Source organism: Synechococcus sp. KORDI-49 (genome assembly GCF_000737575.1).
GTDB lineage: Bacteria > Cyanobacteriota > Cyanobacteriia > PCC-6307 > Cyanobiaceae > Parasynechococcus.
The window spans coordinates 610,953-623,600 of record NZ_CP006270.1; the positions used below are offsets into that span (position 1 = coordinate 610,953).

A 12,648-nucleotide genomic window follows, 5' to 3' on the forward strand; every position below is an offset into this window, starting at 1 on the left:
CTCTCAGCGATCAGAGCCCGAGGAACATTGCAGGAATCCGATCGAGCCCGTTGTAACCGAACATCTGGGCCATCACATTCACCAGCATTCCCGCCAGGTGAGCGCCTCCGACGATAGCGAGACCACGCCACAGCTTTTCATAGGTCGCCGGAGGCTTGCCGCCGGACCAGGACATTGAAGTTTTCATGTACAGAGGAGCCTCCGGGACGTTGATTTCAAGAACCGAACCTGATGCCAGATTGTTCTGAAGAATACTGTCAGAGCCTCTGGAACGATCACTGCTTGCAAAGCTTTGTTCCATCGCCGCGATCCTGACAAAGTTCATCATCGACATGCCACCGGCTGATGTGAAGGCACGCACATAGGGAACAGTGTCGGCTCCGAAGACTTCGGTGTACTCAGGGGAATCCACAAGACTGTCGATCACGGCTTCAAATCCCTCACTGGCCTGCTGCTCAATGCAGCCGGAGACTTCGCTCTGACTGAGCGGCGGACGACCGAGGACATGCTTGAACGCGAGCTCGACCCCACGAGTCGGGGGAACCGCTGCATAAAAACGAGCGCGGTAGAACTCACTCTTGGCCAGACCACGCACGAAGTCACGGACGCAGAGACGACCATCCTTCAGCTGTGCCTCCAGAGTGGAAGATCGCTCCTGTTCCATCACATGGCAGTTACCGAAGACCTGGCGGTAAGCAGCCTCAATCACCGGATCCAGACTGTCTGAATCCGTGCCTGCCAACACCCTTGAGGTGACACGGTGGGGGCACTCATTGTGATCGCGAGGGCCGAAGGGAAGTGACATCCCACTGCAGGCACGACGACGGAACTCGGCATTTGTCAATGCCGAGTCAATACTTTTTGTCTGTGATGCTGCAAAGCTGACCGGTCCATTCTTGGACTCAGCACCGAAGCGGAACTTTGGAGACGAGGAAGTGTTCATCGGAGCAGGAGTCCAGATCTTTGAATACCAAGCCAAAGAGATGGCGCTCAAAGAACACTCGAGCAGCCGCGATGGTATTGGCGCTGGCATGAAAGTAGTCGCAGATGAACTGGCATTCCCTTTGGTCAAACAAAATTCACATCCGCGGTGATTGCTGATGTTTTATTTCCTTAAATTCAGGTTCATGACCCACAACACCCTGGTAGCTCGGTGTTGAACAGCACTGTCCGGCAGCACCTGTCTTGCCAGAACAAGACGACAGGTTCTCCACCGTGGCCGTGACCGACGTTCTGTTCCTCTGCACCGGCAATTACTTCCGCAGTCGCTTCTCCGAAGCCCTGCTGCGCCATCTCTGCCGGGGCAACCCTGAGCTGACGGTGCGCTCCGCCGGTTTGCAGGTGGATCCCGCCAGCGGGAATGTCGGTCCGATGGCGAAGGAAGCTCTGGAGGCGCTGCGGGAACGGGGGATCGAGCTTGATCCAGGCATTCAGCCGATGCCTCGCCAGGTGGAGGAAAGGGATCTGGAGCAGGCAGATCTGATCATCGCGGTGGATGCCGCTGCTCATCGGCCGATGGTGCGTTCAGGCTTTCCGGCCTGGGAGAACAGGATCCGCTTCTGGGGCGTGAAGGATCTCGGTGAGGAGGCTGCTGGCGACCCGATCGTTCAGCTGGAGCAGCAGGTGAAACAGCTGCACGATGAGCTCTCTCGGTGACCATCCGCTGACTGGGTGTCGAAAGCGGGTCGGAACCGCAGCACGACCAGGAGGTTCTGAATAGGTTTCGTCGGCAGGGCAGACCACTGGCTCGTGAAGCAGTGGATCTGCCTCATGTTCAAGTCCTGCGGGCGCGGAGAATCGGCTCGTAGAGCTGGCGGGATGCGTTCTCAAATCCGGGAGCCTGCAGCAGCAGAGCCGGGTCCGACTCAACACCGAAGCAGAGTTGCATCGCCGGTGAATCCCGTTCGTCCAGCCAGGTCTGACGGAATGCCTGTTCACCACTGCCGCACCTCCGCTGCTCCTGCCAGACCATCTGCCAACCGCTTTTCGGCGGCACGGGCCAGCATTGCGACAAGCCATCCTGCGCCAGACGCTGCAGGTCGCTGAGGATCGTCAGAGCCTCCTCCACCGACAGAGGATCCCAGAGCAGCAGCAATTCCGCACCTGCCTTCGTGCTGCTTCGACCCACCACTCCAGTGCCCATCGGAGGGTCATCGGCAGCACACAGCAGCAGATGCTGAAGCCATGCCCGCATCACCCCGCGGGCGCCGGGCCGTCCCACCTGCACCACGAACTGGGTGTCCCCCGCGTACAGAAGCGGGACAGCAGCACCGGCGAGCTGCCGCTGTTCACGACGGCATGGGCCGAAGGGTTCAATCTGAGCAGCCAGTGCTGCCCAGCGATCCAGGAGCTCCTGCTGCTCCAGCGCGGCTCCTGCCGCCGCCGGAAGGACGCCGCGGCCCTCCAGATCGCGACACCAATCGGGACGGTCCCTGCCGAGAAGATGCAGATCCAGGGATTCTTCCAGCAGGCCATGACGCTGCAGGGCGTCCAGCTCCAGATCATCCAGATCACGCACCGGCTCGACCCCCTCTCCTGGATGAAGCCGGCGGTGCCGCAACCAGGCCGCCTGCGGCTGAATCATCCAGCGCAGCAGCTCCTCCACCGGCAACGCAGTCGGCTCGGGCGGATCGGGGGGCTCGGGGGGATCCCAGACCAGAGGCAAGGCCAGTCCCTCCGGAGCGGGAGGGCGTGGCTGATCCAGGCAGAGGCGTGCCGCGAGCTGACGGCGATCACAGCTGAGTGGCGCCTTGATCTGAAAATTGGCGCGATCAAGGGGACTGGGAGGCGGCGTCAGCAGCAGTCCTTCCGCCTGCTCCGGGGAGAGCTGGCTCCTCAGCGATCGCAACCACTGGTCAACGGGTGCCGCCGGTGGCAGCTCCTCACCCGTGCGCTCGCTGCGTCCGCACCAGCTGATCAGGAGATGCTGTCGGGCCGACATCAGAGCCTCAAGCAGCACGTAGCGATCCTGATCTCCTCCGCGGGGATCGCCGAGCTGGCGCTGCTGTTCCAGCAGATGAAAGCCCGGTCGGTTGCTCTGACGCGGGAAATCCCGCCCATCCAGACCCATCAGCACGATCACCTTGTGGGGAATGGCCCGCATCGGCTCCAGGGCACTGACCGTGAGGGCGCCGCTGCGATGACCGAAGCGACCGCTGTCGACCGAGAGAGCCTCAGACAACACTTCAAACACCACCGATGCCTCCAGGTCGAGCTCGCAGGTCTCGGCACGTCGGCGCCACTCCTCCAGAGCCGCCAACCAGCTCTGTCCTTCCCGCTCCCAGGCGCCACCGTTCCCGAAGAGGTCCTTGAGCAGACGTTGCAGCTGCTCCACCCACCCCGCACAGGGCTGCGGACGGCGCAACTGAGCGATCCACCCCGCCAGCCGATCCAGCAGGGACCACCAGCGTGCCAGCTGATCCGGATCCAGATCCTGATGAAACGGTGCAACACCTCCGGGCGCCAGACCTCTCTGATCGGGAAGCACCAGACCGAGCAGCCAGCGATCCAGACACCAGCGAAGGCTGTGGGTTGGATCGCCTCCCCGCTCATCGGCATCGAGGCCCCAACGGAATCCACTGCGCTGCAAGGTGGCTGTGAGCAGAGCGCTCTCCTCAGCCGACAGCCCCTGCTGCCGCTGGACCGCCGGGTTGGCCAGGAGCCGCTCGAGGCCGCTGGCCGTCAGACGTCCGCCGGCCAGCTGCAGCAGATCCAGCATGGCCATCGACAGGCCCGGACTGCTTTGCTGACTGCGATCAGTGAGGCGCCAGGGGAGGTCCACTCCCGTCGCGCCGCGGTCATTGAACACGGATGCCAGCAGCGGTGCGGCCCGGTCGATCTGGGGGGTCATCACCAGCACATCCCTGGGCTCGAGTTCCGGATCCGATGCCAGCCATTGCAGGATGCGATCACGGACGAGCTGCACTTCCCGCCAGGGGCCGGGGGCTGACTGAAACAGCAGCGACTGATCGTTCGGGCTGAGGGTCAGCGTGGTCGCCTGACTCTCGGCATCCGTCGTTTCGGCCTCCGCAAGCTGGGTCTGCAGCTGCTCGAGAAGTGTCGGCGGCCGGTTGCAAGCAGCGGCGATGCTGACGCCATCGGCGAACAGATCCCCCGTGCGCACCTCCCCGAGCTGGGTCTCTCCGGATCCCTCCAGCAACTGCTGAAACTCCGCCCCCATACGGCCCAGGGTGGCCTCCATCCGGGGAGCCTTCTCAAGCCAAGTTCCGTCCGGGGGCTCCAACCAGTCCGCACCCAGCTCGAGACGCCTGCTGCCGCAGCGTTGCCAGAGATCGCGACAGGGGGTGAGCAGGTAGATCTCCACATCCACCCAGCCCGACAGTGCCTGGATCAGCTCCACCTGCACAGGGGCCAGAGCGCTGATGCCGAAAAGGCGGAGACGGCGGGGCAGATCCTCCCGGCGCACCGTTCCCTCCCGCAAGCGCTGCACCGCCTCACGCACCTGCAGACCGAAGGGCTCCCGGGGGAGCACCTCAGCCAAGCGGCGCCAGAGGAGCGGTTGCCAGTCCGCCTGCGCCCTGAGATCCCCGTGGCGCCAGGCCGTGAGGGTGTCCGGTCGATAGAGGGCATAGTCATCGAGGGCATCGGCGATCGAGCGGGCCAGCTGCCAGCGGTCGCGGCTCAGGGTTTCAACGGAGGCTTCCCGTCTCTCCAGCCAGCGCTGCAGAGGAGCCGCCTGAGGCTCCCGGAGCAGTGCCGGCAACTGATCCAAGACGACCCAGACGAGTCGTCCGGCCCGCCAGGGGTCGTCTTCCTCCGCAGGCAGCTGCAGCACCAGACGCACCAGCTGGCGCAACCGGCTGCCCGGGAAGGGGAAACGCACCAGTGAGCTGATGCCGTTGGCGGCAGCGAGCTGTTCCCCCAGCCAGCGGCTGGTGGGCCAGGTGTTGACCATCACCTCGACCGTTTCCATCGGCCCGGGACACTCCTCCTTGAGCTGACGGGCCAGAAGCGCAGCGAGAAACTCCGCGCGGTTGCTGCGATAGAGCGTCAGCAACTGGTGGCATCCCCGGCCAGAACGTCCGGAACGCGATGCGGATCATCAGGCCGTGGCAAGAGGCATCCGTCTCCGGATCCCTGCACCTGCACCACGGCATCGGTCTCCGGGCAATAAGCCGAGAGGAGGCCTCCGTAGACCGCACCGGTGTCGACGAGGACGATGCTCGGATGGCGCTCCACCGTTGGCCGTGGAGTGTGGCCGATCACCACCCGCCCGTGGCGGCCGTCATAGGACTCCCAGAAGGGCTCCCGGATCGACAGATCGGGCTGCCCGTCGCTGTTGAAACCGGCATGCGTGGCACTCCAGCCTTCAGCGCTGTATTTCAACGGCAACTGTTGAAGGCGATCGAGCCAGGAGCGGGTGCGTCGCTCCCCGAGCTGGCGGACGGTGTCCTGGCTGAACAGGGCTTCAGCGGAGCCGTCGCCGCTCGACTCCAGCGCATCGATCAGGTCCTGTTCATGATTGCCGCGCAGCCAGGTGGCACGCCCCAGCCTCACCAGGGTCCACACCAGATCCATCGCGGCTTCGATCCCCCCACCTCGATTGATCACATCCCCGCAGAAGACCAGATGATCGTCAGAGGGCAACACCGCCAGCAAGGACACCAGGGATCGATCGCAGCCGTGAACATCACCGATGACCCAGTGGTGCTGACGCGGGGCTGGCAAAGGATCGACCGGGCAGAGTATTGATTCTGATCAGCAACCGCACACCTGTCAGGCTCAGAAGAGCCCGAGGAAGCGACGGCGGGGAGCATCAGGCTCCGGCTTCGTGGGCTGCTCCCGGCGATACCGCGGTTTGGCATCCCCCACGGTGATCAGGGGATCGTTGTTCTTGAACCAGATCCAGTCGCGGATCGGTGGAGTTTCGGTGAGATCACGACGGGTCAGCCCGAGACCGAGCTTGGCTGAAGCCCCGAGCAGGATCTCCACCATGGCGTCGGCGTCAGCGCAGGTGGCGAGAGCACGGTTGGTCTTCTCCGCACCGTCGAGAGCCTTCACCAGCAGGGCGATCCGTTGCGGAACGGGTAAGGAACTGAGATTCATCAGGCGTTGCTGGCCAGAGCGTCAGGGATCTCGGTGGAGGGGGCCTCGAAGCTGCCCACCAGCACGTACTCCAGACGCAGCTTCAGAAATGTGATGAAAGTCGAATCCGTTGAGACCACCGCCGCAGAAGGCTGTGGCAGCTGCGCAGTGAGCGAGGCGAACTCGGGTGCCGCCAGGAAAGCGGGTTGGCGCACGAGCCAGAAATCGACGGATTTATCGGTCTCGGCGTAATTGCGGCGCCGTTCCCTGAGCACCTCCTCAAGGGGCTCCTCCTCGGTGAGGAACCGTTCACTGGCAGCGACGAAGTGGTATTTGCTCATCCGGGAGCTTGTCCGAACAGGGGATCGTGTCGCGGATTCTGAATCAGAGCTTTCATCTCGCGCACCGCCTGTTGCAGTCCGACGGCTACGGAACGGGCCACGATCGTATGGCCGATGTTGAGCTCCTCCATGCCGGCGATCGAAGCAACAGGCTCAACGTTCTGATAGGTGAGGCCGTGACCGGCATTCACCCGCAGCCCGAGCTGACGGGCGATGGTGCAGCCCTCCTGGATGCGGGCCAGCTCGATGGGCTGGCGATTCCAGTCCGCCTCGGCATAGGCCCCGGTGTGCAGTTCCACCCATCGGGCTCCGCAGGTCCGGCAGGCCTCCAGCTGCTCCGCATCAGGATCAACGAACAGGCTCACGGGGATGCCCTCGTCCTGAAGCCGCTCCACCAGCCTCTTCAGATCGGGGGTCTGTCCGACGATGTTCAGCCCCCCTTCCGTGGTCACCTCCTCACGCCGTTCCGGAACGAGCGTGACCATGTCCGGCCGGATGCGCAGGGCGATCGTCTGCATCTCAGCAGTGGCCGCCATCTCGAGATTCAGCCGGCTGCGCACCGTGTGACGCAGCAACTCCACATCCCTGTCCTGAATGTGCCGACGGTCCTCCCTCAGATGCACGGTGATGCCATCGGCGCCACCCAGTTCCGCGAGCAGAGCCATGGGAACGGGATCCGGCTCCACCGTGCGCCGAGCCTGGCGGATGTTGGCGATGTGATCAATATTGACCCCGAGGCTGGCCATCCGAGCAACACATTGAGGCTGGATCCTATGCAGAGCGGAGGGTCCGATTAAGTTCGCTGACCGTTGCGCTCCGCCAGCCCGTTGCCCGCGGCCTCAGCTCTTCGCGAATCCGTCCTGAAGGTGGGGATCGATCCGTTCTGGGCCCCGCTGGCGATGCTTGTCACGCAGGATCTCGCCCTGCCGCTGCAGTTCCGGGAACGCATCGTGCTCAACCCGGAGCATCTGCCGATGTCAGGCCCGGTGCTGCTGGCGCCGACACACCGCGCCCGCTGGGATGCCCTGATGCTGCCGATGGCCGCTGGACGAAGGGTCACCGGACGGGATTGCCGCTTCATGGTCACGACAACTGAGATGAAGGGGGTGCAGGGCTGGTTCCTCCAGCGACTGGGCTGTTTTCCGGTGGATCAGGGTCGTCCGTCGATGACGACGTTGCGCTTCGCCATCGACCTGCTGGCAGCCGGTCAGCAGCTGGTGGTGTTTCCGGAAGGCCAGATCAAGCGCCAGGATCAACCCATCAAGCTTCACCAGGGTCTGGTGAGGCTCGCCCAGCTGGCCCAGCGCCGCGGCGTAACGGTCCCGGTCATTCCAATCGGACTCGGATACAGCCAGGCGCCACCTCGTCCACTCAGCCGGGCCGCTCTGTGCTTCGGCGCACCCCTGAGCGTGCCCGACACCACCGACCGCGGTGCAAGCCGCCACTTCAACGAACAGCTGGCCGAGCGGATGCATGCGGCTGAACAAGCGGCCCGTGCAGCAGTGGGTCGGCCCTTGCAATCCTTTTAAAGTCCGCCAACTCCGCTTCGCCGCCCCGATGGGTTGTCGTGCACTTTTGACGGCCACCGCCCTGCTGGCAAGCCTTGGGCTGACCGTATCTCCGGTTCTTGCCCAGTCACCTGAGGCCAGCTCCCGCGTTCTGGCGCAGAGTGAAAGCGGCTTCAATCCGAATGCTGTGCGGGCCATGATCGCCCGCGGCGACGCCGCAGCATCACGGGGTGATCTCGCCACTGCCAGGAGCGAATACGACAACGCCCGCAAGGCCTCCAAGCAGCTTCTGGGCTTCTACCGCGACCTCAGCGGTGCGTTCCGCGGCCTTGATGCCCGCATTCCTCGTGAAATGGACAGCAAGGGCCGTGAAGCTCTCGGACTGCTGGCCGAATCCAACCTGCGCCTGGCGGCCCTGTTCCGGCGTCAGAACCAACCCGAGGTGGCGGTTCCTGTTCTGGTGGAAGTCGTCAAGCTGATGACCCCCTCCCAAAGCCAGGGGCAGAAGGCCTACCAGAGTCTGGTCGAACTTGGATTCGCCACCACGGAGTTCAAGGGAGCCTCCCCCGCAGGCGCCAACTGATCTGTCAGCATCGTCTTCAGGTCTTTCTCCCCCCATGGTTCAGCCGGCCGCCGTCGAAGCAGCCATTCAGCGGGCCATCCCCGATGCTGTGGTGACCGTGGAGGACCTCACTGGGGGTGGTGATCACCTTCAGGTGAGTGTGACCTCATCGGCTTTCTCAGGCCTGTCCAGAATTCGTCAGCACCAGATGGTGTATGCCGCTCTGCAGCAGGAGCTGGCCAGCGAGGCGATTCATGCCCTGGCACTGAACACCACAGTGCCCGCAGACCAACCCACCGACTGACACGCTCTCTCCATGGACGACTCCACCCGCTCCCGCATCGAAACACTGATTGCATCAAGCCCGGTCTTCGTGTTCATGAAGGGCTCAAAACTGATGCCCCAGTGCGGCTTCTCCAACAATGTCGTTCAGATCCTCCACTCCCTCGGGGTGAGTTTCGAGACCTTCGACGTTCTCTCTGATATGGAGATCCGTCAGGGAATCAAAGAATTCTCCAGCTGGCCGACGATTCCTCAGGTGTACGTGAAGGGTGAATTCATGGGTGGTTCGGACATCCTGATCGAGATGTACAACGCCGGTGAGCTGAAGGAAAAACTCGAGGTGGCGCTTGCCAGCTGATCAGTAGCCCTGGGGATGCCGCATGTACAGCGTGCTCACATCCCCGTCGGGTCCGATGAAACTTGAGGGATCCATGATCCAGCGCTCGATCAGCTGCTCCAGACGGTGTTGCTGACGCGAATCCAATGCACCGGTGCGACGCAGGGCATGGAGGTAGCCATCGGCATAGAGACGCAGCTCGGAAGGCCCGTGATAACGGTGTGTCAGCTCCTGGCAGGCATCGCACAGGGACTGGAAATGCCGGATGGAATCGGGATCCTCAAGTGCCGTCATCAGAAGAGACCGCTGCCTCTGTTACCAGCGTGCCAGGAATTTCGGCTTAGCGTAAGCGCGCTTACGTCAGACCCGTGACTTCAACACCCCGCGACATCACGGCTGACGCCAGCGATGCCTCTCTGGCATCCATGGCGATGCAGACCTCAGGGACCGGCCAGGAGCCATCCCGAGTCCTCGTGGTGGAGCCGCACCCGACTTTGCGCACCGTGCTAGTGCAGCGCCTGCGCCAGGACGGTCACCTGACAGCAGCGGTCGGCAAGGCGGCCGAGGCTCTCGAGGTCTGCCAGGACCAGTCGCCTGATCTGCTGGTGAGCGCGGAACTGCTGGAGCAGAGCTCAGCGCTGCGGCTCTCAGAACAGCTGCGCTGCCCGGTGATCGTGCTGACGGCCCGCAGTGGGGCTGAACCTGTGGTGGGCCTGCTGGACGACGGAGCCGACGACGTGCTGCGCAAGCCCTTCGGCCTGGAGGAACTCGCCGCTCGTTGCCGCACCCTGTTGAAGCGTGGCCACAGCGGCCTGCAGGAACGCGTCACTGTCGGCCCACTCGAGGTGCACCTGCTGCTGCGTCAGGTGACCCTGCGGGACCAGCCCGTGGAGCTGAGCCCCCGGGAATTCGCCCTGCTCTGCGCTCTTCTGATGCCCCCCGGGCTTGTCCGCAGCCGCCAGGAACTGCTGCGCATGGCCTGGCCTCCCTTCAGTGGAGGTCCTCGATCGGTGGACACCCAGGTTCTGACCCTGCGCCGCAAGCTTGAGCAGGCTGGGCTTGGCGAAGGCGGCGGCATCACCACCGTTCGTCAACGCGGATACCGTTTCAGCCTGGATAGCCTTCCGGGAGGCTGATCCAGCCGCTGCTGATGGCGAAAGCAGCCGTTGCCTCCATCAGCACCATCCCTGCCGAGATCACAGCGAGAACCTGATAGGTCCAGGGAGGGGTCAACCGGCCGATGCCAGCCGTCTTCACGGTCGTTCGTTCGCTCAGCAGCTGCAGAAACCGATCGAAACGGTCGATGCGCTGCGGCAGTAACTGATGGCGTAGGTCCGCCGCCTTGAGGTAGTACACCGTTCCCCCCTGACTGGTTCCCACCGGAACCAGATCCCGGATGTCCTGCCAGCGCATCACCCAACCCCGACGCAACAGCCAGCGGATCCAGGCCGGATAACGAACCCGGATGCCGTCGTCATCGGTTTCCACCTGCTCACTGAGCAACCCGAGCACCAGCACCAGTCCCACCAGCAGCCCCACCACCATCCACAAGCGCAGCTCGGCTGGAGCCAGCAGCGGCAGAGGCAGCACCAGGGCCGCATACAGGCTGAGCAGCGTGAATCGGATCAGTGGAGAGAGTCGGAAGCGTTCCATGGGGCTCAACGATCGTCGGGTGAGCCTGGGAGCGGTTCGTTCCCGCCGGTGGGTGAATCGGTCCCCTCGAACAACTCCGCTTCACGGCCCTTCCAGACCTGACCCAGTCGCATCAGATCACCATGGGCCTCCTGAATCCGCTCGATGTAGTCCTGAGGATCCATCTCCCCCTTGGTCTCTTTGAGCTTCTGCAGCCGCAGCATCTGCAGATACCAGGGCTTGCTGAGATCACCCCGCTGCTCGAGATAACGGGCGAGATCGGCAGCGGAGGGCGAGGAGTCGAACGGCATCACAGGAGCCCGATGCAGGCCAAGCTAGGCAGCTGGGCGGCTTCGCAGGCCCTGTTCCTTCAAGCCGGCAGCGCCCAGGGGTTCAGTCCCAGATCGGCGCCGACACGATGGGCGCAGGCGAAGCCACTGAATGCCACGGCGTTCAGCCCCTGGCCTGGGAAACAGGAATCTCCCACGCAATAGAGGTTCTTCACTCCGGTGCGGTTGAACGGCATCGGCAGCAGACCAGGCAGCTGCATCGCCGGAATCGGGCCGTAACTGCCCTGGAACCGGCCGAGGAACCGACGATGGCTGCGGGGGGTACCGATCTCCTGATGGGTGATGGCACCGGCCAGTCCTGGAAGGATCGCCTCCAACCGCTGGATCAGCCGCGCTGCATCCGCTTGCTTTTTCTGGCGGTACTCGGATGGCGACAACCCTTTCCAGGCCTCCATCGACGAGGGGGTGAACGTGTGCACGATGTGGTGCCCCTGCGGGGCGAGGTCAGGATCCAGCAGCGAGGGCATCGACACGAAGATCACTCCCTGCTCCTCCTCCATCCGTTCCCAGTCCTCCAGCAGCAGGTGATGGCAATGGCTGCCCGCCGGGATCAGATCAGCCCGAACCCCGAGATGCAGGGACAGGAAGGAGGGGGAGGGCACATAACGCCGACGCCAGACCTGTTCCTTCCGGGGGGTGTGGTGCTCGTCCACCAGAGCCTGACCGGCCCGGGCGGAGCTGTCGGCCGATCCTGAGAAGGTGTCCCAGCGGGTGGCGTTGGAGATCACCCGCTTCGCACGGATGATCTCGCCATTGGCGAGCTTCACACCCACAGCGTCGCCGTTCTCGAGCAGCACCTCGCTCACGCGAGCTTTGTAGCGGATGGCCCCGCCATGGCGCTCCAGACCCTTCACCAGCTTCTCGGCGATCACGCCGACGCCGCCCTTGGGATAGTTGATTCCACCCGCATGGCGATCGGAGAACACCATGCCGGCATTGATCATCGGGGTGCGATCCGCTGGCATCACCGACCAGCAGAAGCATTCGATGTCGATGAACTTCAGCAGCTGTTCGTCCTTGATGTGCTGGCGTGCCACCGCCCCGACGTTGAAGGGCAGCCAGCGGGCCAGGCCGAGACAGGCCAGCGGAGCCTTGAAGAAGACCTTGGTGAGATAAGCCGGGTCCTCCAGCGACAGCAGCGGCATCGCATCGAGGCAGTTGAACACCTGCCAGCAGGCGTCATAGAACTTGCGGATGCCCTCCGCTTCATGCGGAAAACGGCTGGAGAGATCGGCGATGAACTGCTCGTAATCGCGATCCACGGCGATCTGCAGCCCACCGGGCATGTGGTACTCCAGCTGGGCTGGATCCGGGATGGTGTCGCAACGCTCCCCCACATCCGCCAGAGCCCTGGTGAGCAGGTTGGTGTAACCCTTCTCACCGAAGCCGAAGATCATCGAAGCCCCCACATCAAAGGTGTAACCCTTGCGTCGGAAGGCACCACCACTGCCACCGGGGATCAGGTAGCGCTCCAGCACAAGCACCTTCGCCCCCTTGGCCGCCAATTGACTGGCGGTCACCAGACCACCGATGCCGGCGCCGATCACCACGGCATCCCAGTGCTGCTGCTCGCTCATGACACCGCTTCGAC

The 12,648-nt window shown here is 63.6% G+C and carries 17 protein-coding genes; 7 read left to right on the forward strand and 10 right to left on the reverse strand.

What is annotated here, in order from left to right:
- Nucleotides 1–10 precede the first annotated feature (10 nt).
- Nucleotides 11–745 carry a phycobilisome rod-core linker polypeptide gene (locus tag KR49_RS03305; protein WP_253912852.1) on the reverse strand — a complete coding sequence of 245 codons (735 nt, stop codon included), beginning with the start codon at nucleotides 743–745 and terminating at the stop codon, nucleotides 11–13.
- Nucleotides 746–896: 151 nt separating this feature from the next.
- Between KR49_RS03305 and KR49_RS14075 the strand changes: the two genes are divergently transcribed.
- Together KR49_RS14075 and KR49_RS03310 are read left to right on the forward strand one after the other, a co-directional pair.
- Entirely contained in the window at nucleotides 897–1,094 is a 198-nt protein-coding gene (locus KR49_RS14075) for a hypothetical protein (RefSeq protein WP_162176146.1), read from the forward strand.
- 121 nt (nucleotides 1,095–1,215) lie between these two features.
- Complete coding sequence (locus KR49_RS03310; RefSeq protein WP_253912808.1) at nucleotides 1,216–1,656, forward strand: low molecular weight phosphatase family protein; 441 nt, start codon at nucleotides 1,216–1,218, stop codon at nucleotides 1,654–1,656.
- A gap of 118 nt (nucleotides 1,657–1,774) precedes the next feature.
- Here the strand turns inward: KR49_RS03310 and KR49_RS03315 are convergent, their stop codons facing one another.
- The 5 genes from KR49_RS03315 to KR49_RS03335 are packed head-to-tail and all read right to left on the reverse strand — an operon-like array spanning nucleotide 1,775 to nucleotide 7,132.
- Complete coding sequence (locus KR49_RS03315) at nucleotides 1,775–5,017, reverse strand: exodeoxyribonuclease V subunit gamma (RefSeq protein ID WP_043691580.1); 3,243 nt, start codon at nucleotides 5,015–5,017, stop codon at nucleotides 1,775–1,777.
- Nucleotides 5,011–5,688, reverse strand: a complete 678-nt coding sequence (locus KR49_RS03320; RefSeq protein ID WP_043691583.1) for a metallophosphoesterase — start codon at nucleotides 5,686–5,688, stop codon at nucleotides 5,011–5,013. Before KR49_RS03320 ends, KR49_RS03315 begins: the two co-directional genes overlap by 7 nt.
- A gap of 54 nt (nucleotides 5,689–5,742) precedes the next feature.
- Nucleotides 5,743–6,066: a hypothetical protein gene (locus KR49_RS03325; protein WP_043691585.1), complete on the reverse strand. Its 324-nt coding sequence runs from the start codon at nucleotides 6,064–6,066 to the stop codon at nucleotides 5,743–5,745.
- Complete coding sequence (locus tag KR49_RS03330) at nucleotides 6,066–6,386, reverse strand: MgPME-cyclase complex family protein (RefSeq protein ID WP_043691588.1); 321 nt, start codon at nucleotides 6,384–6,386, stop codon at nucleotides 6,066–6,068. The genes KR49_RS03325 and KR49_RS03330 overlap by 1 nt, the downstream gene beginning before the upstream one ends.
- Nucleotides 6,383–7,132, reverse strand: coding sequence for a pyridoxine 5'-phosphate synthase (locus KR49_RS03335; RefSeq protein ID WP_043691591.1), 750 nt, complete (start codon nucleotides 7,130–7,132; stop codon nucleotides 6,383–6,385). Before KR49_RS03335 ends, KR49_RS03330 begins: the two co-directional genes overlap by 4 nt.
- Nucleotides 7,133–7,213: 81 nt before the next feature.
- Between KR49_RS03335 and KR49_RS03340 the strand changes: the two genes are divergently transcribed.
- From KR49_RS03340 to grxD, 4 genes are read left to right on the forward strand one after another with little or no spacing between them, the layout of a single operon-like run.
- Nucleotides 7,214–7,915, forward strand: coding sequence for a 1-acyl-sn-glycerol-3-phosphate acyltransferase (locus tag KR49_RS03340; RefSeq protein ID WP_173402157.1), 702 nt, complete (start codon nucleotides 7,214–7,216; stop codon nucleotides 7,913–7,915).
- A 28-nt stretch (nucleotides 7,916–7,943) separates the two neighbouring features.
- A complete protein-coding gene (locus KR49_RS03345; protein WP_043691594.1) occupies nucleotides 7,944–8,477 on the forward strand; it encodes a hypothetical protein in 534 nt (177 codons plus the stop codon).
- A gap of 34 nt (nucleotides 8,478–8,511) precedes the next feature.
- Entirely contained in the window at nucleotides 8,512–8,760 is a 249-nt protein-coding gene (locus tag KR49_RS03350; RefSeq protein WP_043691597.1) for a BolA/IbaG family iron-sulfur metabolism protein, read from the forward strand.
- Between the two features lie 12 nt (nucleotides 8,761–8,772).
- Nucleotides 8,773–9,096, forward strand: a complete 324-nt coding sequence (grxD, locus tag KR49_RS03355; protein WP_043691600.1) for a Grx4 family monothiol glutaredoxin — start codon at nucleotides 8,773–8,775, stop codon at nucleotides 9,094–9,096.
- Here grxD and KR49_RS03360 read toward each other — a convergent pair whose 3' ends face one another.
- Complete coding sequence (locus KR49_RS03360) at nucleotides 9,097–9,369, reverse strand: DUF6761 family protein (RefSeq protein ID WP_043691603.1); 273 nt, start codon at nucleotides 9,367–9,369, stop codon at nucleotides 9,097–9,099.
- Between the two features lie 131 nt (nucleotides 9,370–9,500).
- Here KR49_RS03360 and KR49_RS03365 point away from each other — a divergent pair, with 131 nt between their 5' ends.
- Nucleotides 9,501–10,211 carry a response regulator transcription factor gene (locus tag KR49_RS03365; protein WP_370594043.1) on the forward strand — a complete coding sequence of 237 codons (711 nt, stop codon included), beginning with the start codon at nucleotides 9,501–9,503 and terminating at the stop codon, nucleotides 10,209–10,211.
- On the opposite strand, the gene KR49_RS03370 is transcribed toward KR49_RS03365, so the two are convergent.
- Genes KR49_RS03370 through crtH form a run of 3 tightly spaced genes read right to left on the reverse strand, consistent with a single transcriptional unit; the run spans nucleotide 10,183 to nucleotide 12,634 of the window.
- The gene (locus tag KR49_RS03370; RefSeq protein WP_173402120.1) at nucleotides 10,183–10,728 is read right to left on the reverse strand and encodes a hypothetical protein; all 546 of its coding nucleotides are present in this window, start codon (nucleotides 10,726–10,728) and stop codon (nucleotides 10,183–10,185) included. The genes KR49_RS03365 and KR49_RS03370 overlap by 29 nt on opposite strands.
- Nucleotides 10,729–10,733: 5 nt before the next feature.
- Nucleotides 10,734–11,018 (reverse strand): hypothetical protein, encoded by a 285-nt coding sequence (locus KR49_RS03375; RefSeq protein WP_043691612.1) that lies wholly within the window; start codon nucleotides 11,016–11,018, stop codon nucleotides 10,734–10,736.
- Between the two features lie 59 nt (nucleotides 11,019–11,077).
- Nucleotides 11,078–12,634: a carotenoid isomerase gene (gene crtH, locus KR49_RS03380; protein WP_043691615.1), complete on the reverse strand. Its 1,557-nt coding sequence runs from the start codon at nucleotides 12,632–12,634 to the stop codon at nucleotides 11,078–11,080.
- Between the last annotated feature and the right edge of the window lie 14 nt (nucleotides 12,635–12,648).

Excerpts from the sequence above, each read along its gene's own strand:
- KR49_RS03325 (WP_043691585.1), bottom strand. The coding sequence starts at position 6,066 with ATGAATCTCAGTTCCTTACCCGTTCCGCAACGGATCGCCCTGCTGGTG.
- KR49_RS03330 (WP_043691588.1), bottom strand. The coding sequence starts at position 6,386 with ATGAGCAAATACCACTTCGTCGCTGCCAGTGAACGGTTCCTCACCGAG.
- KR49_RS03335 (WP_043691591.1), bottom strand. The coding sequence starts at position 7,132 with ATGGCCAGCCTCGGGGTCAATATTGATCACATCGCCAACATCCGCCAG.
- KR49_RS03345 (WP_043691594.1), top strand. The coding sequence starts at position 7,944 with ATGGGTTGTCGTGCACTTTTGACGGCCACCGCCCTGCTGGCAAGCCTT.
- KR49_RS03350 (WP_043691597.1), top strand. The coding sequence starts at position 8,512 with ATGGTTCAGCCGGCCGCCGTCGAAGCAGCCATTCAGCGGGCCATCCCC.
- grxD (WP_043691600.1), top strand. The coding sequence starts at position 8,773 with ATGGACGACTCCACCCGCTCCCGCATCGAAACACTGATTGCATCAAGC.
- KR49_RS03360 (WP_043691603.1), bottom strand. The coding sequence starts at position 9,369 with ATGACGGCACTTGAGGATCCCGATTCCATCCGGCATTTCCAGTCCCTG.
- KR49_RS03365 (WP_370594043.1), top strand. The coding sequence starts at position 9,501 with ATGGCGATGCAGACCTCAGGGACCGGCCAGGAGCCATCCCGAGTCCTC.
- KR49_RS03370 (WP_173402120.1), bottom strand. The coding sequence starts at position 10,728 with ATGGAACGCTTCCGACTCTCTCCACTGATCCGATTCACGCTGCTCAGC.
- KR49_RS03375 (WP_043691612.1), bottom strand. The coding sequence starts at position 11,018 with ATGCCGTTCGACTCCTCGCCCTCCGCTGCCGATCTCGCCCGTTATCTC.
- crtH (WP_043691615.1), bottom strand. The coding sequence starts at position 12,634 with ATGAGCGAGCAGCAGCACTGGGATGCCGTGGTGATCGGCGCCGGCATC.